Genomic DNA, 23,381 nt, shown 5'->3' with positions numbered 1-23,381 from the left:
AGTCTTTAAGCGTAAACAGTTAGGTGGCGGATTTGCTTTACTGATCGTTCTATTCATCCTGTTAATCATTATAGGATGTAGTTGTTGGGGCGGCGGTAGCGGCGGATTCGGTTACTAAAAAAAAGGGGCACTCATAAGAGTGTCTTTTTTCTCAATATAAGAACCCTAAGAATATGATATTATTTTAATGCAAATTCCCTTTTGTGCAATGAGATAGTAATGCCCAATAAAAAACCCACCTATTTCCGTAGGTGGGCCTTATCTTTATTACACAATATCAAAGTATACTCTCTTTTTCTCGTGAATTTTATGTAATTATACATATTTGTAAAAACTACATAAAATAAATATTACATGTAGTAAAATATAAATTGTGGACACGTTCTATAAAGCTGATTCTCCGATTAGAAGGCGTAACACATCTCAACCATATAGGTGTGGCGTTGCTTTAATCTAGCCAAACAAACGATCTTGATTCTCTTGTATTTGTACACTAACAATCTGTTGAAAATAAATGATTCTGTTTTATAGGACGTGTTTACTTAATGTCCAATACATATTATTAAATTAAAGTGGTTCAAGTCGGAGGAAGGCACCTTAGGGTGTCTTTTCTTTATGGGGTCTCATCACATCGCCATCAACTAAAAAAATATATATAACCCCTAAAAAGGAATTTTATATATTTTCAATTTGAAGAGATCAATTTTCTCGTTTGAGGTATTGGTTTACCTTATCATGAGGACAATAAAGTGTTTTATACTATATTTTTTGAAATATCAGTAAGTTATTCGGTGAATTAATAAGTTACTATTAATCTATAAATAGTAACAGTGCAGTAATCCAAAAGAAAAATGCTCAAATCGATAAATAGGGGAGAATTCTAGATGAAGGTAAATCAGAATATTGTTTTAAAAATTATTGGGTTAGAATTTTTATTAATGATTTTTTACACGCTTAACGGGGCCTATCAAACTATTACTAAGCCATCCAGTCCGGTATTACAATTTATTGGACTTGTTCTGTCCTTACTTATCGTAAATAAGCAATCAATTATTATGAACATTACTTTCCACACTTTTAATAATTTCTTTAATTTTATGGGGAATGTTCAAGCCTCGTCGCTTTTTGCATATATTATTATTGCAATTTTATTCTTCTACACCATATATTTATGGAAACGTGCTAATAAAAAAGAGTGTATTTGGCAGGAAATAAATATAGCAGTTTGAGTTGTGATATTACCTTTTCAGTATAGAGGGCAGCCTGGTACCGCAATATTACCTTTAAAGGGGCTTGCTGCATGCTCATCAACTTAAGAGGTTAATTGTTCCACTAAAATGAAAAAATACGTTATTCTTTCTGTAGAATCATAGGAAAGGATGGCGTTTTTTTCATTCTAGGGGGCATTTCTTTTTATTAGCTTGATAGCGATGTGGCGGTACCCCATTAATAGAAAACTACTGCAAGAGTTATAGTTTTATGTTTTTATTTCCCTTTTGGCATTTATCTTTTAATCAGATGAATGTTTTTTTAGTACATAATAAAAAAATAACCAGAAAAACTGTCACAAAATCCGTTTTTCTGGTTTCTCTATAATACAGGCATCAAATTGAAAGTGAGGTTTAAACTAACATGTTAACCATAAAAAATGAAGAAAGTCATGCTTCTGATATGCCTTTTGAAGGTTTATTTAAGCAGTACTATGCTTATGCTGTGAAACAGATTATATGGATTGTTAAAGATCAATCTATCGCTGAAGAGTTAGCACAAGAAGTATTTTTACAATTATATCGTAATGACTGGAAAGTAATTGAAAACATACCTGGATGGTTGATTAAATCTTCTACTTATGTAGCTTATAACCATTTGCGATCTGAAAAAAGGCAACAAGCGAAGATTGATAAAGAAATACAATACCATGAAGTACAAAATGTTTCATCATTAGACGATGATTGGATAAGAAAAGAGGAAATTACAAAGGTACAAACGATACTAAATAAAATGAATGATCGAGAACGAACCCTTTTACTAATGAAATTCTCTGGTTTTCAATATAAAGAAATTGCAGAAATACTTCAAATTGAAATATCTTTTATTGGAACATTATTGGTCCGAGCCAAAATGAAATTTCGCAAGATTTATAAACAAATGGAGGAGGCATAACAAATGAAATGTTATGATATCGGATTTATTCAAACATATATTGATGGAGAACTTCCTCATGATATAAGAAAGGAATTCACAATGCATCTAGATACATGTGAAGCATGCCAAGATTTATTAGTAGAAATCAGCAAATTAAATCAATGGGAAAGCGTAATGCTAGATGAAGAATCTGCAAATTCACCACAAGAAATCAAAATTGATATAGAACAAGCATGGAAAACATTTGAAAGTCGTTCCAAGCTAGACAATGTTTCTAATATAAATCACAAAAAACAACAGAAGAAGGGACTCTTTACAAACATGAGTAAAAAATCAAAACGTTTTATGTATACAGCAGTAGCTGCAGCAGCACTTTTCACAACTGCAATGATTCCACAAGTACAAGTAGCGGCTACAAATGTTGCCTCATATTTTTCTGATGCAATTACAAATGATAAAGTTGTAAATGAAGGAATACAAGATGAAAATGGTGTCATACAAGATATGATGAAGAATGGTAAATATATTCCTATTGATGAAAAAATTACAGATCAAGGTATTACTGTACATTTCAAAGAATTATATATCGCAGATTCACGTATATCAGTTCATTATAGAATGGAAAAAGCTGACGGAAGTTTAGTACCATTTGAATTTGATACATCAGGATTAGAGCTCGAAAGTGATGGTAAAATTAATGGGCAACAAGAGGAAAACCCTGAGATTAAACATGAAGGGAGACTATCATTTATCCATGATTCAGATGACCGTCTTCCTTTTGAACTTATGGCAGCAGGTAAAAAATTAAATGATGTAGGCATTCGTGATAATGATAAACCCGAAGGTGTTGCTACATTTGTTATAGTTACTGGAGGAAAAGACGATTTTAAACAGCCCCTTACTTTAGATGTAAATATAAATAGAATTGGAAAAGTAATTGGATCTTGGAAAGGTGAAATTCAAATTGATACTTCACATCTGAAAAATAATACTAATTAAAATGAAAAAAAGAATAGAACAATATGTATCTAATGCTCAGTTTATATGTTTTCTTGTTTTCGTTACATTTATTTCTTATATAGTTTTTACTGTATCTTTTATTTATGATTTAAGTTTATAACCTTAAATCAATCATTTAAGACCATTACAAGAAAAACCTTCCTAAAAAGTAGGGAAAAAAATAACCGGTCCCTTAACGTATAAGGAATCGGTTATTTTGTATCTGAAATGTGTCTAAACTTACAATTTTCTTTTTTGATATGGTTCCCCTATAGAGAAAGAATTTTTTCGTTTAGGGGGTACTTCAAAACCTTGACTTGATGGCAATGGGGTCCCGCCAACATAACGCGAATTTCGTATGCTAAGGAACTTTTTATTTGAAAAACTTGGTTTTCCGTACATTAAGAGTGTTCCATAAACGATATTTGATGTTTGATATAAAACTTTGTTTTTGGTCATGAGTTTTTGAACTGAATTTTAAACATATTTCAGTCAGTTTTGATAGATATAAATAAAGTTCCTTAAATGACCGTTTTAGGGACTATTTGGACTGGTTAGTCAACATGTGATACCGCCAGCATTTCGAAAAAAACATGCTAAGCAAATTAAATAAGAAATAAGCAGGTTTTTATCACGTTAAGAGTAAACCGATTTATGAAAAATAAAATTCTTAAAAAATGGAGAGCCGATACCATAAACCTGCATTATTAATGTAGAATTTCGATGTTGGCTCTTTATTTACTAAAATAGCAAGTTAGTGAATAAATTGTTCATATTTTTTCGAGAGGAGGTTAAACAATGAGAGCGCCGTATCAAGTATTGATATTTCCTTATATAAAAACTGATGATTCCATTCAATATGGCATTTTTAATCGAAGTGATTATGGTTATTGGCAAGGAATAGCTGGTGGTGGAGAAGATGGTGAGACTCCTATTGAATCAGCAAAACGGGAAACGTTTGAAGAGGCTGGTATTATAAGAGAATGTCCCTATATAAAACTAGATTCTGTGTCTTCACTACCAGTAGAGGATGTAGTCGGTGAATTTCTTTGGGGAGAAGATGTTTATGTAATAAAAGAATTTTCTTTTGGAGTTAAAGTTCCTACAAAAAATATTAAATTATCTAAAGAACACTTCACGTATAAATGGTTGTGCTTTGAGGAAGCCGTAACGCTTTTAAAATGGGATAGTAACAAAACAGCTTTGTGGGAATTAAACAAAAGGCTGTTAAAATAATTTAAGTGTTAGTTAACAAAGCCGATAATAGAAATCACACATTAAACATATATTTATACGCTTTGTTACTACACGCTAAGGAATAGTAATAAAAAGATGATGCCGATAAAACTATATAAAAACCAAAAGAATCCTAAGATGGGGAATGTTTTATGAAAATTAAGCATAGTAAACCTCCTTGGGTATATAAAGGATTATAATACATCGTTGGTCTATTTAAAATACTAACCATGAATTGGATGGCATTAGGCATGGTTAAACTAATAGAAATGATACATTAAACGTATTTAATGAGTCTGCTAGGTATAAAGATAATTGATAATCATACAATGATATGGAAGGGCCTTTTCTAACGTGTTAGTTACCTCAACGTATATGTATCTCTTGGCGCCTGGGCGAGGGTGCTTTTTTTATTGCACATTTATAATATGGACAAGCATAATATTATGTAACAGGACGAGTTCTTCGTGTCCTATTCAATGCTCAGGATCAACCCCAATTCACATTGAGAGCACCAATAGAGAGGGTGCTCTCTTTTTATTGAATCTACATTTATTTTTATGCCTAATGAATTCGCTAAGTGGATACTATTTCATGTAAAATGGTGATTTTATTTATATTTTGGATAGATTTTTTGCGAAATATGTAACTAGAGCCGTATTTAAATTGAAATATGATACGATAGTTGTATATATACATTTAGATGGTAAGAGGGGATAAAAGTTGATGAAAAACCATATAAAAGTAAATGGAAAACTCCTTCAAACAAATATATACAATTTTAATTTTTTTGGAGGCGTTTTTCAATAAGTTTTGCTTTTTCATTCACTTTTGTTGTATATGTGAAATCACCGTAACAATATGGATATCTAAAATTTTGTTTATTTCCACCACAAGTGTATGTAGCTGGATTCTGATCAACTTTCAACTTAGAAAACTGTTTAGCTGTATCTTCCGAGTGTTGTTTAGCTTCTTGATTGGCAATAAAATCAATATAGCCTGGCCCCATATTATAGCTTTGAATAATTGTCTCCATACTAACACCTTTTTCTTCTCCATATCTATACATTTGAACAAAGTGCTTTACCCCTTGTTTAATGCTCAAGTTTATCTCTTGGATTTCATTTGGCTTTAATCCAAGTGATTCGGAAGATTGCATAGGGTCGTTGCCCTCACCCCTACTCTCGTGGTACATAATTCCTAGTAAAATTGCTGTTTTTTCTCCCAAATTATATTTTTCTAATTCTTTTTTCATGATGGGCTCATATTGCAATAAACGTTCCTCGGTAGCAAACGCTTTATTTTTTTGAGTATTGGTTTTGTCATTAAAATATAGTATCCCGATTATTGTTCCTAACCCTAAAATACTAATAAAGAATAATATAATAGTTTGTACTTTTCTCTTATTCTTCAAATATTACTCCTCCTTTTACAAGAAACCCTATTTTCAATGGTGGCTGGTTATTAAAAAAATTCAATAATTCTCTATTTCCCAGCTTTTTTAGACTCGAAAATTTTTTTCTAAATGCTAAGTTTAATAGAAAAATTTAAAGATAAGGTAAAGATAAGATAAAGATAAAATAAAGTCTATTTTTTAGGGTATCCATTATGTGTTCTAAAGGCTTCAGATTCAAGTGATATATTACCTACATAACCCATAAGAGAGAAGGAGGTAAGCAAAATGTCACTTGAAACAGACATAATTCTTTCTTTCTTTATTAGATATAAAACTGTGGATGGCCCATCATTCGGAAATTAGTCGCTTAAAAATAAAAAAAAAATTAAAATCAGAACCGTACCTCAATAAGTCTTCAAGTGTTAATAAAAGAAAACTATATAAGGTGAGAGAATAAAGATTCAATACCAATGATTATCAATAATTGAAGTGCTAATGATTATAATAAAAAAGAACCTTCAATAGGTTCTTTTTTATAGTTGGTAAATACGTTATCAACAATAGATGGTAATAAAGATAGAAATTTAGACACTTTTTATTAATGGGCTAAGTTTTCTTAGGAAGAAATCTATTTCTCATGACTGATCGCTAGATATAACAGGATATATCATTTGTTAATTTGGGTGGGTGATTTAGCTTTTTGAGTTTACCACACTAAAATTTAAATTTTGTTTAGGGACAAAATGTTACATTCTGAATTAACAGAAAATTAATGTGGTAAAAATCCTATTAAATCTTTTATCAGGTAGCTCATATTTCTTTGGCCTTATTTTCATGGTATTACCGAACGTTTATATGTCTCTAAGGGAAAGAAATACTTTAAGTTTTATTACCATCTAATGTTTGATTAAGATGGTAACATGAAAATAAAACGTTTACAACTAGAAAATAAAGAAAAAATATAAAAATTCGACTTTTTTCGACATTACGACTATGAGAGAAAGAATCTAAATTAAGTAAATCTTATATTTAGAGGGGATATTTACCTTATACATAACGGTTAAAACATTTGCAAATGTTTCACGAGTAATTAAAAACGTCGAATATAAAATTATATTGTGACAATTTTAAACGAACATACTTTATAATTCATACTTAGACTAATAAATTAATTACTAATAAATTAAATAAGCTATATTTAATAGAGTATAATACGAAATATTTAACTTAAATATTCCATATTATATATAATTATGAATCATTTAACATATTAGTTGCGGAAAATTTTGTCATAAGATAATTTAAATATTAAGCACAGAAACATTTCAAAGAAAAAGAGCTATTTTAAAATGTACCCTAAAAACGTTTTTCCTAAAAAGTAGTAAGATTTTGCAAAACGTTTCTGTGCCTAATTAGATGAAAATAATATAATAAATTATTTAAAAGAGATAAAAATAAGTTGCTTTATGGAGAAATATACATCCCATACTATTAGAATTATGTCAAATTGTAGTTTGTAAATTACATTTCAAAGTATAAAAGGGGCATTTATTGCATAAAAAAGTAGCTGTACAAAAGTACAGCTACTTTTTTCTTGAAAACATTATTATGCAAATAGCATACTTAACGTAAACTTGCGCTTAACGGTACTTGTGAATAAATTGTGAAATTGCTACTCTATGTTTCTAACTAACATTTTTGCACCAGAACCATATAAAAAGAGGACGAATAGTTACGTCCTCTTTTTATATGGGTATATTAGCCACAAAATAATATCATTTAAATAAATCTTCTATTATATTAGCAGGGGATAGTGATAGAAAAGTGTGTTCCTTTTCCTAGTTCACTTTCTATCTCTATATCTCCGTTTAATTCTTTAATAATACTGTACGCAATCATAGTACCAAGCCCAGTACCTTTTTCTGTTGTTGAATAAAATGGCAAGGCAATACGTTTTATTTGTTGGGAAGACATTCCTATTCCTGTATCAATGATATCAATTACAATATTATCTTTTATTTTTTGTATATTTATTTGTAATACGCCACCATTTTTCATAGCCTCAATTCCATTTTGTATGATGTTGGTTAGACATATTTTTAATTTTTCAGGATTAGCATTTATGTAAAGGGAATCTGTTGTAATATGCTGTTTTATTTCAACATTATATGAAAGAGCGAGTGGTGAAATATTATCTTTCACTTGATTTAATATGTAATTAATATTTAGTTCCTCTTTTATAATATTTTGTGGTTTGGTTAAAGATAAATAGTTATTAATAGTAGATTGTATTTGCTGCATTTCAAGTAACATAATTTCTAAGTACTTATCTTGAGACATCTTAGCACTCTCATCTTCATTTAGTAATTGAGTGAATCCACGTACCGTGGTCAGTGGATTATGAATTTCATGCGCGATCGATGCAGCTAGTTCGCTAGCTATATAAAATTTTTCTGCTCTTTGCATTCTTTCTTTTATTTTATATTTCTTGATCATTCCTTCTATTAAATAAACTGATAATAATACTGTGAAAATATTTATGATTATATAATTGAATAAAAATTCAATGAGAGTAGAGTCAATTTTACCACCTGTATCTATTTGCGTTACAATACCGCAGATAGAAAGGGAAGTTGTACATATCAAAATAAGTAAAATACTTAATAATATCTTCTTTTCCTTGAAATAAGTAGGTGACAAGTAACGAAACATGATTGTAATAACAGAAATAATAGTAAAGATAATAAATGATGGGAAGACTCCGCTTCCACCTAAGTAAAATCTATAAGAAAGATATAAAACTCCAATACAAATAATGCTCTTTGTATTTCCATATAGAAAAACTAATATAATGGGAATAAAACGTAAATCATAAATGAACCCAGCGTGTAAATGAAAAGGAAAAGTCATACAAAAAATAATTGCAATGGAGGAAAGTACAGAAATTAATATATTATTACATGCCATTTTTTCTTTATGTTCTAGCCAAAATACTTGGTAACTAAGGATACAAATAATAATAATAAATGTATTTAATAATAGTGTAGGAATTCCCATAGTTTATACCTCTCTGAGAGTTTGTAAGTAGGATTATGTCTGTGTTTAATCTAGGTGTTTGATTTTATTAGATTTTCTATCTTTAAAAAAAGAAAAGGAAGGGCACTTGAAAAAGTGCTTTTTTACCATTTATATTAAAATTGATGAGGAAGATAGAATAAAAAGTTACTTTTACTTATGAACAAAAAAATTGAAAGTAGCCCGTGTATAGGTAAAAGATGAAGCAAATTACTGAAATAGCTACATTTCTCTGGAGTGAATATTCCGAAAAAACATTGTATATGGCGAAATCCATTTTATAACCTTCGTCATATTAACATGCAACTTATTAAATTACAAAGAAAAAATTAAAAATTATTATTTTTTTGTTATTTTAATTTATTTAAAGACGTAAAAGTATTCAAGAGGTTACCATTGAGATGCTAGGGTACTTAGACCAATATTCGAACTTTGTAATAACGTTGTTACTTTTTTTGCTAATATTCTTAATACTAATTTTAGTATAATTAATTAATCGAAAGTTCTGATAATTATTTACATACCCTTTTTTTTATATCATTTTATATTAAATACAATGATATTTATTGTCACATAATAATGCAAATTTCCAGTAAACTAATAGAAAAAATCCTATAAAAACATAATTTACAATCTTTTATATAAACATTGCAGGTGTAAATGCAATAAAATTTCATTATTAATACATATATTCAATCTGAAAATATCTGTTTACATATTAAAATATCTTTGTAGTGGTCCTTCATGCCAAGAATCGTTTCCGTACTCCCACTACCGTTATTCTAGTATTTTACCAAGTTTCTTATTTTGTTAAGGTATCCTAATATCGTTACTTTTGTGAAATTAAATATTTAAATATTATAATTTATAGTGGATGTTGAGAAAATAAATAATTTGTAAAAATAATATAATATTTGTAACTTTATGTCTTATAATATGAAATATCTTCGTTGTGATTATTTTAAATATTTGAATAATACATCAGATTCATTTTATCTAGGGAGGTTTTAAAATTGGGGAGAAGAGTTGTTAAAAGAGTTTTTGCATTATTATCAGTACTAGCATTATTCTTTAATGTGTTTCTACCGAAGGCAAATGCGGAGGTTATGACGCATGAAAAGTATTCAATGAACTGGAGTTATAGCAACAGTTTAGGAAAGGATATCCGAACTGAAATTATTAAAAATTCAAGCGGTCAAATTGCTTATTGTTTAACTCTTGGCTTAAAATCACCAAATGGTGAAGATCTTCCTGAAATGGGGAAAACAGATAATGTAGTATATAGGGTTCTATTAAATGGTTTCCCACAAAAAAGTATAGAACAACTGGGAGTAGCTAATAAGAATGAAGCACATTATGCAACTCAGCTTGCGGTTTGGAATGCATTAGGTCAACTTGATGTAAATGAATTAAAGCATGAAAATAAAAATGTTGAAAAAGCGGCTAAGACAATTATTAATGCTGCAAATACAAGTGAAGATACTCAGGATATTTTTATGAATGTGATTCCTGCTGAAAAGCAAAAGGCAGAATTAAAGGGTGAGTTTTTTGAAACAAACCTATACACAGTACAAACAAATGCTAAGAGTGGTTCTTATAAAGTAGTAGCGAAAAATGCACCTAATGGAGTTAAAATTGTTAGTGAAAATGGAGAAGTGAAAGATCAGCTTTCACTTGGGGAAAAATTCCGTATCCAAATTCCTAAAGATACAAAAACAGGTGAATTTAATCTAAGTGTTGCTGCAAATTTAACTAAAGTTCAAGCAATTGCTTATCGCGGTACTGATACTGTTCAGAATGCTACAGTGCTACTAGAAAGAAATGAGGAAAAGCTTAGTAGTGACCTTGCAGTAAATTGGGAAGCTGCTGGTTCTTTAAAAATTAAAAAGGTTGGGGAAAATGGAGAAATATTAGCTGGTGCAATATTTGAAGTCTTTAATGCAAATAATGAATCAGTTGGAAAAATCACGACGGGTGCTGATGGTACTGCAGAATTAAATAACCTACCAATTGGTACCTACACAGTAAAAGAAATTAAAGCACCAACAGGTTATGTTTCAGGTGATAAACCACAAACTATTGAAGTTAAGACAGGGGAAATAGGAGCTGTTCAAGTAGTAAACAACAAAGTAAAAGGTAACATCGAAATAAAAAAACTTAGTGATTCAGGTAAGATGTTACCTAATGTTGAATTCACGGTCTTTACTGAAGATGGAACAGAAGTGAAAAAAGTAGTAACAAAAGAAAATGGAATTGCAAATGTTGATGGTCTTACGTATGGTAAATATTATTTCTTAGAGACAAAAACACCTAATGGATATATTGGAAATAAAACAAAGTATCCTTTTGAAATTAAAGAGCACAATAAAACACTTACTTTTACAGTGGAAAATACAGAAGTGAAAGGTAGTGTGAAATTACTAAAAGTAGATAATGAAGATATCAGTAAAAAATTAGAAGGTGCAGTATTCGAGCTAAAAGATGCAAGCGGGAAAGTAATTGGGGAATATAAGACAGATAAAAATGGTGAAGTTAACGTCAAAGATTTAGCGTATGGTAAATATTCATTTGTAGAAAAGGCTTCTCCAAATGGTTACGTTCTTATTACAGAACCAATTGTATTCGAAATAAAGGAACACGGAAAAATTATTGAGCTATTAGCAGTTAATCATCTTATCAAAGGTGATCTAGAAATTACAAAAGTTGATGTAGCTGATGGAAACAATAAGCTTCCGAATGCAGAGTTTACTATTTATAATGAAGCAGGAAAAGAAGTAGTTAAAGGGAAAACAGACGATAAAGGTATCGCGAAGTTTGAAAAGTTACCATTTGGAAAATACACATATAAAGAAACTGTTGCACCAAAAGGTTATGTATTGAATGAAGAAATATTCTCTTTTGAGATCAAAGAGAATGGTCAAATCATTAAACATATTGTCAAAGATGAAAAGATTCCATCAGTAAAAACAACAGCTACTGATAAAACCGATGGTACAAAAGAAATGCACACTTCTAAGTCTGTAACAATCCAAGATAAAGTGGAATACAAAGACCTACAAGTAGGTAAAGAGTACACTTTAAAAGGTAAATTAATGGATAAAGAGACTAATAAAACATTAGTTGTAAATGGTATAGAAGTAACTGCTGAAACTAAGTTTACACCAAAAGAAGCAAACGGTTCTATTACACTAGATTTCACTTTTGATGCAACTGGTTTAGAAGAAAAAGAAGTAGTAGTATTCGAAGAGTTACTGAAAGACGGAAAAGTTGTTACTACACATGCTGATATCAATGATAAAGGTCAAACAGTTAAGTTCGTTAAGCCATCAGTAAAAACAACTGCTACAAACAAAGCTGATAGTGGAAAAGAGATACATTCAAAGGATTCTATCACAATCCAGGATAAAGTGGAGTACACTAACTTAGTTGTTGGTAAAGAGTACACTGTAAAAGGAAAATTAATGAACAAAGCTATTAACGAACCATTATTAATTGATGGTAAAGAAGTAACAGCTGAGACTAAATTTATTGCAAAAGAAAAGAATGGTTTTGTAATATTAGATTTTACTTTCGTTGGTGCTGAACAGCAAGGAAGAGAAGTAGTTGTGTTCGAAGATTTATTGCATGAAGGGCAAGTAATTGCAACTCACGCTGACATTAACGATGTAGGTCAAACAGTTCGATTTGTAGAGCCTTCAATTAAAACGACAGCTACAAATAAAGCTGATGGTTCTAAAGAGTTAGACGCTTCTAAAACAGTAACTATCCAAGATAAAGTTGAATACAAAGACTTAATCGTGGGTAAAGAGTACGTAGTAAAAGGTAAACTAATGGATAAAGCAACAAAAAAACCATTATTAGTAAGTGGTAAAGAAGTAACAGTAGAATCTAAGTTTACTGCTAAAGAGAAGAATAGTTCTATCACACTCGATTTCACATTCAATGCTTCTGCATTACAAGGTAAAGAAGTGGTAGTGTTTGAAGAATTGTATCAAGATAATGTCTTGGTAGCTATTCACGTTGACATCGAAGATAAGGGTCAGACAGTGAAATTTAAAGAAGTAAAACCGGAGCAACCAAAACCAGAACAGCCGCATCAAGATAAAAATACTCCAACTACAGAACAACCAAAAGAACAACCACAACCTAAGAAAGAAGTTCAATCTAAAATTGGATGGTTACCGCAAACAGGTGCAGACCTTACAAGTTGGATCTCTATGGCTGCAGGCGCATTACTGTTAATTGTTGGTGGAGTTATTTTCTTAAAACGTAAAAACGCATAAAAATTTTAAAAAAAGCACATCTGTTTTTTACAAGATGTGCTTTTTTATGTTAGTAATTTAGTCTTATTTACAGTATTTGTGGGTTTGAAATAAAGTCACGATGTTTTTAAGAAAGACGCGAGGTTTTGAAAAAAGTGGCGATATTGCATTACTTCAAAAAAACAATTGAGTTTTGATTAATCTTTTGTCAAAATAGATTCCTTTTTCATGCTGTAAAATATGATCTTGTTCAATATTTTTGATAAGACTTTATTTCAAAGCTACAGAAATACATGGCAATGACAGGGATTTCAAAATTAATTGGAAAACTTCCATAACATTCTATTCTATAAAGGACTAGTTGAATTCTCGATATGATTGAACTTAAGGATACATAAAGCTTATATGTTATATTGAGCAAACACATTTTAAAAAGATGTTTTAGTAACTATTTTTTATCATTTTAGCCAAGAAAACTCCTTTCTCAATGAGCGTGAAGGGTTACAGCCCAGTGAGTAGGTGGGAGATGAATTGGCTTCGAACAAGGGATGGCAGGAAGCCATCTTAATTGTTCGACATACATAAAGATTATCGTTTTTGCACCAGAACCGATATCCCTATATTTATCTGTCCATTTGGTAAGGCATCGAATAAACCTTATGTATACCACTGCGATTCCTGATAACTTACATATAGAGGTATCACTCAATATAACAAAAATGTAATGTTAATGAAATGTAATTCCACCGATACTATTAATGAAATTATATAAAATGAAGGAGAGTTAAAGAATTTTTATAATGAAAAAGGAGAAGTATTAATGCGAAATATATTAAATGTAGAAAAAATCGAAAAATATTATGGTAATAAAGATAATGTTACAAAGGCTATAGATAATATTAGTTTTAAGGTAGATGAGGGAGAATTTGTTGGGATAATGGGCCCCTCAGGAAGCGGAAAAACTACATTACTTAACTGTATATCAACTATTGATAATGTTACTACGGGAAAAATAATAATCAATAATAGTGACATTACTCGGTTAAAATCAAAGTCACTAGATAAGTTTAGACAAAATGAATTAGGGTTTGTATTTCAGGACTTTAATTTATTAGATACCCTTACTGCTTATGAAAATATTGCCCTAGCGTTAACTATAAAAGGTGAGGAAAGTTCAAAAATTGATGGCAAAATACAAGCTGTTGCAAAATATTTAGACATTGAACAAGTATTAAGCAAATACCCTTATCAAATATCAGGCGGACAAAAACAAAGGGTTGCTTCGGCAAGAGCTATCGTAACAGATCCATCTTTAGTACTTGCAGATGAACCAACAGGATCGCTAGATTCTAAATCAGCTAGATTATTACTCGAAAGATTTGAAAGTCTTAATAGGGATTTAAAAGCTACAATACTTATGGTTACTCATGATGCATTTACAGCAAGCTATGCTCGTAGAATTCTTTTTATTAAAGATGGAAAAATATTTATTGAGTTGGTAAGAGGGAATGATTCTAGAAAAGAATTCTTTACTAAAATTATCGAAGTTATAACCCTTCTTGGAGGTGACGATAATAATGTACTCTAAGATTGCTATTGGGAATGTAAAGAAAAGTTTTAAAGATTATGCAATATATTTCTTAACACTAACACTGGCTGTTTGTATATTTTATAGCTTTAACTCAATAGAATCACAAAAGGCACTTATGGAAATTAACGCTTCAGATAGAAAGTATGTGCCTACAGTAATGAACGCTATCTCAAATGTGTCAGTATTTGTATCCGTAATATTAGGTGGTTTAATATTGTATGCAAATAATTTCTTAATTAAAAAACGTAAAAAAGAATTAGGAATATACATGACTTTAGGTATGGGAAGAAGAAACATATCCAGAATATTAGTAACAGAGACATTTCTAGTTGGCGTTATATCTTTAGTGAGTGGACTTATAATAGGTATTGGAGTATCGCAGGGGTTATCTACATTTGCATTAAAGCTATTTGACTTGCCCATCAATAAATATAAATTTGCAATTTCAACAGGTGCTATAGGTAAAAGCGTATTATACTTTGGAATCATGTTTTTACTTGTTATGTTATTTAATGTATATGTTGTTTCTAAATACAAAATAATTGATTTGTTAACAGCAGGTAGAAAAAACGAAGATGTAAAATTTAGAAATCCTCTTATCTATGTAATCACATTTATTATGTGTGTAGCATCACTTGGATATGCATATGTGACTGTACTAAAAATCGGATTGAATTTTACTAATCCTATGCTCGTGGTATCAATCATTCTTGGCATATTAGGTACATTGCTGTTTTTCTTTAGTTTATCTGGATTTATATTATATGTTGTAAAGAAGAATAAAAAAGTCTATTTTAAAGGTTTAAATATATTTATCATCAAACAAATAAATAGTAAGGTTAATACAAATTTTATATCCATGTCTGTAATTTGTTTAATGTTATTCCTTACAATGGTGGCTTTATCTACAGGAATCAGCTTTAACAGAATGATGGACGCCACAACGAAAGAAATAACACCATTTGATGCCAGTATTACGTTGGAGAATAAGGATGAAAGTTACACTATAGAAGAAGTATTAAATAAAGCTAATTTTAAAATAAGTAATAACGAAAAATATGTATCTTATAATGTATATCGAACAGGGATGGAAGTGGTGGACTTTGTACCAGAAGGTAAAGATTATAATAACGATATAGATTTCATTAAAGTATCTGATTATAATAAAATTTTAAATCTTAAAGGTGAAAAGAAAATCACTTTAAATAACAATGAAATTTTACTTTTATCAAATGAAAGCCGGTTGGCTAATTCGACAAATGAAAGATTAAAAAATAGCAATAAGGTGAATATTAAAGAAAAAGAATATTTGGTAAAAAACGCTAAAGTTATACAAGAGAATCTTTACACTTATGATGTGCGAACTAATTACTTCACAATCGTTATAAATGATGAGTTTTTATCAGGCTACAAAATTACTGAATCCGTACTTAATGTAAATTATTTAGATGGAAATAGAGAAGAATATAATAAAAAATATGATAACGTTGCACGGGGCTTTTATGACGAAAATGGCCCGAAATTAAATATTAATCGTATAGCAGGCAAATCAAAGGATGAAGTTTGTGCAGGAAGTAAGGGATTGAAAACTATCGTACTGTTTATTGGGATATATATAGGTATTGTATTTTTAATAACGAGTATGGCTGTATTAGCTCTTCAACAATTATCAGAAGCCAGTGATAGCATAGATCGATATAAATCTTTGAAGAGAATTGGTTCAAACGGAACAATGATCGACAAAACGATTTTCATTCAAACGTTCGTATACTTTAGTCTTCCAGTTTTTCTTGCCATAATTCATTCTATAGTTGGAATTTATGTAGTCAATTATTATATTAACAGATTTCAACAAACAGACATTATTTTACCAGCATTGATGACGGGCTTAGTATTTCTTGTAGTTTATGTAGTATATTTCTACACGACATATGTCGGTTATAAAAATATTGTAAAAAGTAATACTTGATTTTATAATGCTTATTAGGGCTATTACACTTTGTTTCTCAAGATGTAATAGCCTTATATTCTGTATAGGGAGGGAAAAGTCATGAAAAAAATCATTCTGATTGAAGATGACGAAATCATCAGAGAAGAATTACAACATTTTTTTATAAAGTATGGATATGAAGTAAAGGCTCCCACAGATTTTAATCATATTATCAAACATATAGAAAGTGAGAATGTAGACCTTATATTACTAGACATAAATCTTCCTGTGTTCGATGGCTATTATATATGCAGAGAAATACGTAAAACTTCAGATGTTCCAATCATCATGGTTACAAGCAGAGATAGTGATGTAGATGAACTAATAAGTATGAATTTAGGAGCAGATGATTTTATAACAAAGCCTTATAATACAGAAATACTATTAGCAAGAGTAACAAACATTTTAAGAAGAACATCTGGAGATTTAAAGACGAATCATATCTTAATTTATAGAGATTTTAATTTAAATCTCTCAAATGCAACAGTTACTTATCAAGACAAGTCTGTAGAGTTAACTAAAAATGAAGTTAAAATACTCTCATGCTTAATAAATAATCGCGGATATATTGTAAAAAGAGATTCACTCATAGAAACCTTATGGAAATCTGATTATTTTGTGGATGATAGCACCTTAACTGTTAATATAAATAGATTAAGAAAAAAGCTTGAAGAGATAGGTATAGAAAATCCAATTGCAACAAGAAGAAGCTTAGGGTATATAATGCCATGAATATAGGTGAATTTATTAAAGATAAAATGGTAGTAATACTATTTAATGTACTGTTATTTATTATACTAGCAGGTATATTGCTGACTGTGAATGTTCAGTTCATTATAATATTCTTTGTCTTTTGTATTTGGTTTTTTCCATTGATTATATATATGGCTATAGAATTTATAAAATGTAAAAATTATTATAATGAGATTAATGGCATATTAGAAAAGTTGGAGAAAAAATACCTACTTCCAGAGGTAGTAAAGGAATCAAACTTTATACATGGGGAAAAGCTTAACGCTATACTGAAAGAAGTAAGTAGAGATATGCATGAAAATGTAAAATATTATAGAGATATGCAATCGGATTATAGGGAATATATAGAAACATGGGTACATGAAATTAAGACGCCGATAGCTTCTACAAAGCTAATAATTGAAAATAATCAAAATGAAGTAACTAATAAAATAGACTCCCAATTGGATCGAATCGAAGGGTTTGTAGAACAGGTGCTGTATTATTCTCGAAGCAATAATGTCGGTAAGGACTATATTATAAAACCAATCAACCTTGATGATGTAGTAAGAACTGTAATTAAAAGAAATTATAGAGATTTTATTCATAAGAGAATAAAATTAGATATACAGGATATTGATGAGATTGTATATAGTGATGGGAAATGGATTGAATTTATTATTAATCAAATAATAGGAAATTCCATAAAGTACTCAAATAACAAAAAATCAATGATACGTATATATTCAATTAAGAAAGCTAACTCAGTAATAGTAACCATAGAGGACAATGGAGTAGGGATAATACCTAAAGATATAAATAGAGTTTTCGAAAAAGGATTTACTGGAGAGAATGGAAGGAGATTTAGCAAAAGTACAGGAATGGGCTTGTATCTATGCGAAAAACTGTGTTCAAAATTAGGATTGAAAATTGGCATTGAATCTGAAATGAATAAAGGAACTAGAGTTACATTAATATTTCCTTTATCAGGTATGGTAACTTTTGAGTCTTATTTATAAAGAAATGCTGCCATCTTCCCACGAATTTCATATGATACTTATGAACAAATGTAAAACGGTATGAAAAGAGTAGAAATTCTATTCTTTTCATACCGTTTGTATTATTTAGCCAATTAATGTATTGGTATATTTAATTAAAGGCTATGCTCTTTATCCATTTCATACAATATAAAAAAACACCCGCGATTGTTCGAGGGTGTTACTTCGCCTGTTTAAACTTCTACAGTAAAACAGGGTCCGATTATGTTCATATGCAGGTGAGACATGTCTATCGTCTCTTTATTGTAAACCTACCAACGAAAAAACAAGAAACAACATACTGAATAAAGTGATACCATTATCCTTAAGATAATGTTCATAAGATACTGCTAAACTGTACACAATTCATTAGAATCCATCTGTTTTTAATTAACTTTCCTTTGAATACACCAGTACTACGCCCTTTTTAGACAATGTAATATCTTTATGCTTTAGATACACAACATGGTAGATTTGAAGTACTTAATAAAAAGGGGAAACATCAGGGAGAAGTAGGCTTTAATTTAAACTCAACAAAACCTGAGGACAAATCTGGGGGGCATATTTTTGTTTGCATTATTGTGTTCTAACGAGGATTATATTGTAAATAGAAGGTCTTTTAATTACCTTATCAAGTTATTTTTTGTTAGTTAGAAGCAGGCATAAGAAAATTACATAGATATATTGCGAAAATGTAGTATGTAAGATTGCATCAATAAAATGGTTGCAATTCTGACCAACCTGTAACTATAATAGTTACAGGTTGGCCGATACCAATCAAACAAATACAATTATCATGAATGGAGATGTTATAGAATGGGTATGAAAAAATTAATTTTAGCAGGTGCTTTAGGATTCGCAGCATTATCAGGAACAAATCTACCAGGATTAGAAGCAACAAAAGCGAGTGCAGCTTCTATTGAAACGAATTTCTCGACGTTAGAAGGACGCGTAGTAGAAGTGGACCATGGTGTGATTGTTGTGAAATCTAAACAATACGAAGAACCAGTTAGTGTGTATATAGAAAATCTTTCAAATGTGAAAGTAGGAGACGAAGTAAAAGCAACTGGATCTATGATGCGTAACTTCACGGAATATATGGTTGCAACAGAAGTTGAGAATACGACAAACAAATTAGGTATGCATTTAAAAGAAAATGGCTCACCTGATTATGTGATTGGTGAAGTATCAGAAGTAGGTACGATGGAAGACAGTGCGACTACATATGTCGTAGTTGAGTATCCATCACAAAATGGGGAGAAAGATGTTATTGACGTGTTCTTAACAAAGGGACAAGTATTTAAAACAGGTGAGAAAGTGAAAATTGATATGAAGTATGTAGGTTGGGGCGGCATTTCTATTAATTACAACACAGTTGATCATATCGAAAAAGTGCATGAGATAAACAATAGCACTCAAAATAATGATGATGTGTGGATTTGGTCTTAATAAGATTAGTAATATTAGAATCGAAACAGTAAGACGTACTTATGTTGTAAAATCTATACTGAAGTGAGTATGGATTATAAAATTTATTTCGAATAAAGCAAAAGAGAGGAGTCTATTCTATGACTTCTCTCTTTTGCTTTATTCGAACTTTGTTTGAGTCTATTTATATGACCATATTTAAGCAAGAATAGCTTTTAAAATTGACACTTTGTTTGTAGTAAATAATACATAATTTTGTTTTACAGTTCTAATTAATATACGATCAGTTGTCCCATATGCTGTTCCGATACGGATTGCACTTGGTTCTTCAACACCCGCATAGGTATCATCTTCGGTAACCTCGATTACATCACGTAATGGAATCGTGACCTCCGCAAATTGCCATGAAATAATTAACTCTTCTTTTGTTTTTTTGACATCAATACCTAGCATTATACCAAGACCTTTCTATAATAGAATGCTACACTTCTTATCTTATTATACAAATTTTTAGATTATATTTCTACATGTATGAATAGAGCGGGTATTTTAAGGGTGCCAAAAGAACGGGAAGATATACTATCAATCTATTAAGGAATACGTTATGAAGAAAAGTTCACAGGGAATTAATATGGATTTGATATGGTTGAAGTATGATGAATGAGTAACAGTAACAGTAACAGTAGGAGTTGCAGGAAGGAAATGAATGATGAGACTTAAATTAGTAGGAACCTTAACTTGTATAGTAGTAATGTTAGGTATCTTTATCATTTATACCAATATATCTATTGGTAAAGAACCATATAAGACAAACTATGAAACTAGTGAAAACTCCATAAATAAAGAAAAAAATAGTAAGCAAAATAGGACTTCAAATAAGATAGCAAGTTCTTTTGCTAGTGTACAGGCTGTAGTAAATAAGGAATATGGTTTACCCGAAGACTATATGCCAGAGGATTTAGTTGTACCAAATGTACCGTTCTCATTTAGTGGAACGGTAGAAAAGAGTCATCTTCGTAAAGAAGCAGCAGAAGCGTTAGAAAAACTATTCCTTTTAGCTAAGCAAGATGAGATCCAGTTGAATGCTGTTTCAGGATTTCGTTCCTATGAGTATCAAAAAGGCCTGTATGCCAACAATGTTAAAAAGAAAGGGCAAGAGCATACGGATCGCTTCTCTGCAAAGCCAGGGCATAGTGAACATCAAACAGGATTAACGATGGATGTTTCTTCTAAAAGTGCAAACAATGAACTAGAGCTAGCCTTTGCAAATACGAAGGAAGGAAAATGGCTAAAAGATAACGCACATCGTGCAGGATTTATCATCCGTTATCCAAAAGGTAAAGAGAATATTACTGGATATGCTTATGAATGCTACTTTTTCAATTAAAAAGCCTAATTTCTCAATGTTTTGTAGAGAAATTAGTTTTTTTTCATCACTTTATTAGAGTTTTTTAGGCTTCGTTCGTTGGTATACTTCACACAATATTATAAAGGAAATAGAACTTACTGAAGATAACATATGAATGTTTTATAAATGTATCAAAAAAGTGAACAAAATCGTTATTTTGCACAACAAGGTAGCCAGCTTAATGAAATAACTGCTTGTAAAAAAAGAAGCCCTACAGGAAATATTACAGGGCTTCACCAAGTTGAGTTATGTCGTATTCAAAAGGGATTTTAACATGATATTTGTGTTGAATAAACTGGTAAATGTGTCCAAGTAATTTGGAGCTATTTTATAAAAAAAGAGAAGCGCTTAATCAGGACGCTCCTCTTAATGCCAATACACAATAACTATCCCATTATACTGTATAAGCGTAAAATATTTAACAATTAACTTCGTGGTAAATATTTCATTTTGCCTTAGTACCTTTAAATCACGAAAAAAGGTTCCGCTGTTTCCAACAGAACCTTTCCTAAAGTGGCAAAGAGTAACTCTTACCTTACTCTTTGTTCATATACTACAGGAGTGTTAATGAAAATCCAAGGCTCCTTATATTGAAAAATAAAGAAGAATCATTATAAAAAATTTTATCTTTTTTCATAAATAAAAGAGCAGCTAGCAAAAACTAACTGCTCAATACAAGGAGATACAGAGAAAACTAAATGGATTTTGGCATACAGCCTATCAACATTATGGACATAATATTGATTTTTATTCGAAGGAATTCATGTTTTACAAATCAGATTATGATAGTCGATATTCTCCATATTGACCAGAAAAGAACCAAGAATTCTAGTGAAATTCCAAGTGTTCTTTTCCTAGTTTTTTGAAATTCTTTTACTAAATAGCCAATAGCGCTAATTGCTAGAAGAATGAAAAGAATAAGTTCTAGTGTAACTGGCATTTGATCTACTCCTAATCAATTATTTTAATTTATTATATAACGATTATAAGATACTTTTTGTGGTTAGTGGTGAGAAATTTAACAAAACCATCTCTTTACAAAAAAAAGGTCCTGTTGTTTCCAACAGAACCTTTCCTAAAATGGCAAAGAGTAACTCTTACCTTACTCTTTGTTCATATACTACAGGAGTTTTAATGAAAATCCAAGGCTCCTTATATTGAGAAATAAAGAAGAATCATTCTAAAGAATCTTATCTTTGTTATAAATATAAGAGCAGTTAGCAAAAACTAACTGCTCATCTCCAAGGGGGAACAAGGAGAAAAATCTAATGTCATCTATATTATTGACGGAATATTGAGTTTTACTCATAAAAAACTACGTTTAACTTAATGCATAACCCACAATCAAAGTTAGTGTTAAAAACACTGATAATAACAATGTTAGTAAGACTGTTGCTACACTCCTAAGCATCGCAATCCAATTATTCATCTTAGAAAATCCTATAATGCCAGCAAAAAAAGTTCCTATTGTTAAAACTAGTAATATAAATAAAGGGTGAATGTGTAATGAATCCGTGAAAAATTTGAATAATTCAAGTGGAATTTCAAAATATAAACGGAATAGTCCAACGCAAATCAAAGAGCATATAAAGGACCATAGATTGAGGTTATGCTTCATAGCTTTCTCCTATGTTTTCAAAATAGTTTTACTCAATATTAATGGGAAATAAAAGAAAAAGATAGAGGTTATAAATTAGAATCAATTTTTTAACAAAATAATCCTTTTAATAAAAAGCGAGGAATAACAATGGGACATGAATGCTTTTTTCTTTGTTATATAGAAATTATACATTAAACATATATTAATAAGCGCTGTTACGACAGGCTAAGGAATAGTAATAAAAAGATGAGGCCAATGAAACCGTATAAAAACCAAAAGAATCCTAAGATGGGGAATGTTTTATGAAAATTAAGCATGGTAAACCTCCTTGGGTATATAGAGGATTATAATATATCGTTGGTCTATTTAGAAGAAAAAACATAAATTAGTACACATTAAACGTGAATTTGAACAAAATGGACATTTTAAAGTAGCGAATGCGCTGCTTTTTTATTTTGCATAGAAAAAGGAACCATAATAGG

General features: G+C 30.3%; 15 protein-coding genes and 2 pseudogenes. 13 read left to right on the top strand and 4 right to left on the bottom strand.

Going from position 1 to position 23,381, the window contains the following annotated elements; all coding sequences use genetic code 11:
• Window positions 1–22: 22 nt before the first annotated feature.
• The 5 genes and pseudogenes from NHG49_RS17320 to NHG49_RS17300 form a co-directional block, all read left to right on the top strand.
• Window positions 23–118, top strand: a pseudogene (locus NHG49_RS17320) (YjcZ family sporulation protein); the annotation flags it as partial.
• A 766-nt stretch (window positions 119–884) separates the two neighbouring features.
• A complete protein-coding gene (locus tag NHG49_RS17315; RefSeq protein ID WP_149173727.1) occupies window positions 885–1,229 on the top strand; it encodes a hypothetical protein in 345 nt (114 codons plus the stop codon).
• 403 nt (window positions 1,230–1,632) lie between these two features.
• Window positions 1,633–2,163, top strand: coding sequence for an RNA polymerase sigma factor SigX (locus NHG49_RS17310; protein WP_149173728.1), 531 nt, complete (start codon window positions 1,633–1,635; stop codon window positions 2,161–2,163).
• 3 nt (window positions 2,164–2,166) lie between these two features.
• The gene (locus NHG49_RS17305; RefSeq protein ID WP_258126356.1) at window positions 2,167–3,144 is read left to right on the top strand and encodes a DUF4179 domain-containing protein; all 978 of its coding nucleotides are present in this window, start codon (window positions 2,167–2,169) and stop codon (window positions 3,142–3,144) included.
• 798 nt (window positions 3,145–3,942) lie between these two features.
• Window positions 3,943–4,380 (top strand): NUDIX hydrolase, encoded by a 438-nt coding sequence (locus NHG49_RS17300; RefSeq protein ID WP_258126355.1) that lies wholly within the window; start codon window positions 3,943–3,945, stop codon window positions 4,378–4,380.
• Window positions 4,381–5,161: 781 nt separating this feature from the next.
• On the opposite strand, the gene NHG49_RS17295 is transcribed toward NHG49_RS17300, so the two are convergent.
• Both NHG49_RS17295 and NHG49_RS17290 read right to left on the bottom strand, forming a co-directional pair.
• Window positions 5,162–5,794 (bottom strand): lysozyme family protein, encoded by a 633-nt coding sequence (locus tag NHG49_RS17295; protein WP_048565956.1) that lies wholly within the window; start codon window positions 5,792–5,794, stop codon window positions 5,162–5,164.
• A 1,782-nt stretch (window positions 5,795–7,576) separates the two neighbouring features.
• Window positions 7,577–8,833: an ATP-binding protein gene (locus NHG49_RS17290; RefSeq protein ID WP_149173730.1), complete on the bottom strand. Its 1,257-nt coding sequence runs from the start codon at window positions 8,831–8,833 to the stop codon at window positions 7,577–7,579.
• Between the two features lie 1,031 nt (window positions 8,834–9,864).
• Between NHG49_RS17290 and NHG49_RS17285 the strand changes: the two genes are divergently transcribed.
• The 6 genes from NHG49_RS17285 to NHG49_RS17260 all read left to right on the top strand — a co-directional run bounded on the left by NHG49_RS17285 (window position 9,865) and on the right by NHG49_RS17260 (window position 19,912).
• Entirely contained in the window at window positions 9,865–13,134 is a 3,270-nt protein-coding gene (locus tag NHG49_RS17285; RefSeq protein ID WP_258126354.1) for a VaFE repeat-containing surface-anchored protein, read from the top strand.
• A gap of 799 nt (window positions 13,135–13,933) precedes the next feature.
• Window positions 13,934–14,701, top strand: a complete 768-nt coding sequence (locus tag NHG49_RS17280; RefSeq protein ID WP_064475912.1) for an ABC transporter ATP-binding protein — start codon at window positions 13,934–13,936, stop codon at window positions 14,699–14,701.
• Window positions 14,691–16,673, top strand: coding sequence for an FtsX-like permease family protein (locus NHG49_RS17275; RefSeq protein ID WP_258126352.1), 1,983 nt, complete (start codon window positions 14,691–14,693; stop codon window positions 16,671–16,673). The genes NHG49_RS17280 and NHG49_RS17275 overlap by 11 nt, the downstream gene beginning before the upstream one ends.
• A gap of 81 nt (window positions 16,674–16,754) precedes the next feature.
• Window positions 16,755–17,426, top strand: coding sequence for a response regulator transcription factor (locus NHG49_RS17270; protein ID WP_000720526.1), 672 nt, complete (start codon window positions 16,755–16,757; stop codon window positions 17,424–17,426).
• Window positions 17,423–18,445: a sensor histidine kinase gene (locus NHG49_RS17265; protein ID WP_064475911.1), complete on the top strand. Its 1,023-nt coding sequence runs from the start codon at window positions 17,423–17,425 to the stop codon at window positions 18,443–18,445. Before NHG49_RS17270 ends, NHG49_RS17265 begins: the two co-directional genes overlap by 4 nt.
• Window positions 18,446–19,279: 834 nt before the next feature.
• Window positions 19,280–19,912, top strand: coding sequence for an ATP F0F1 synthase subunit alpha (locus tag NHG49_RS17260; protein ID WP_064475910.1), 633 nt, complete (start codon window positions 19,280–19,282; stop codon window positions 19,910–19,912).
• 177 nt (window positions 19,913–20,089) lie between these two features.
• Here the strand turns inward: NHG49_RS17260 and NHG49_RS17255 are convergent, their stop codons facing one another.
• Window positions 20,090–20,344, bottom strand: a complete 255-nt coding sequence (locus NHG49_RS17255; protein WP_088047107.1) for a SunI/YnzG family protein — start codon at window positions 20,342–20,344, stop codon at window positions 20,090–20,092.
• 256 nt (window positions 20,345–20,600) lie between these two features.
• On the opposite strand from NHG49_RS17255, the pseudogene NHG49_RS17250 reads away from it, so the two are divergent.
• Window positions 20,601–21,260, top strand: a pseudogene (locus tag NHG49_RS17250) (M15 family metallopeptidase); the annotation flags it as partial.
• 165 nt (window positions 21,261–21,425) lie between these two features.
• Window positions 21,426–21,572 carry a hypothetical protein gene (locus NHG49_RS17245; RefSeq protein WP_179194442.1) on the top strand — a complete coding sequence of 49 codons (147 nt, stop codon included), beginning with the start codon at window positions 21,426–21,428 and terminating at the stop codon, window positions 21,570–21,572.
• Window positions 21,573–22,620: 1,048 nt separating this feature from the next.
• On the opposite strand, the gene NHG49_RS17240 is transcribed toward NHG49_RS17245, so the two are convergent.
• Entirely contained in the window at window positions 22,621–22,917 is a 297-nt protein-coding gene (locus NHG49_RS17240; protein WP_002142559.1) for a hypothetical protein, read from the bottom strand.
• Window positions 22,918–23,381 lie beyond the last annotated feature (464 nt).

It is taken from the genome of Bacillus sp. IBL03825, from assembly GCF_024712505.1.
GTDB classification, from domain to species: Bacteria; Bacillota; Bacilli; order Bacillales; family Bacillaceae_G; genus Bacillus_A; species Bacillus_A wiedmannii.
The sequence above is the reverse complement of the archived record's forward strand: the minus strand, read 5'-3'. Positions and strand labels throughout refer to the sequence as shown.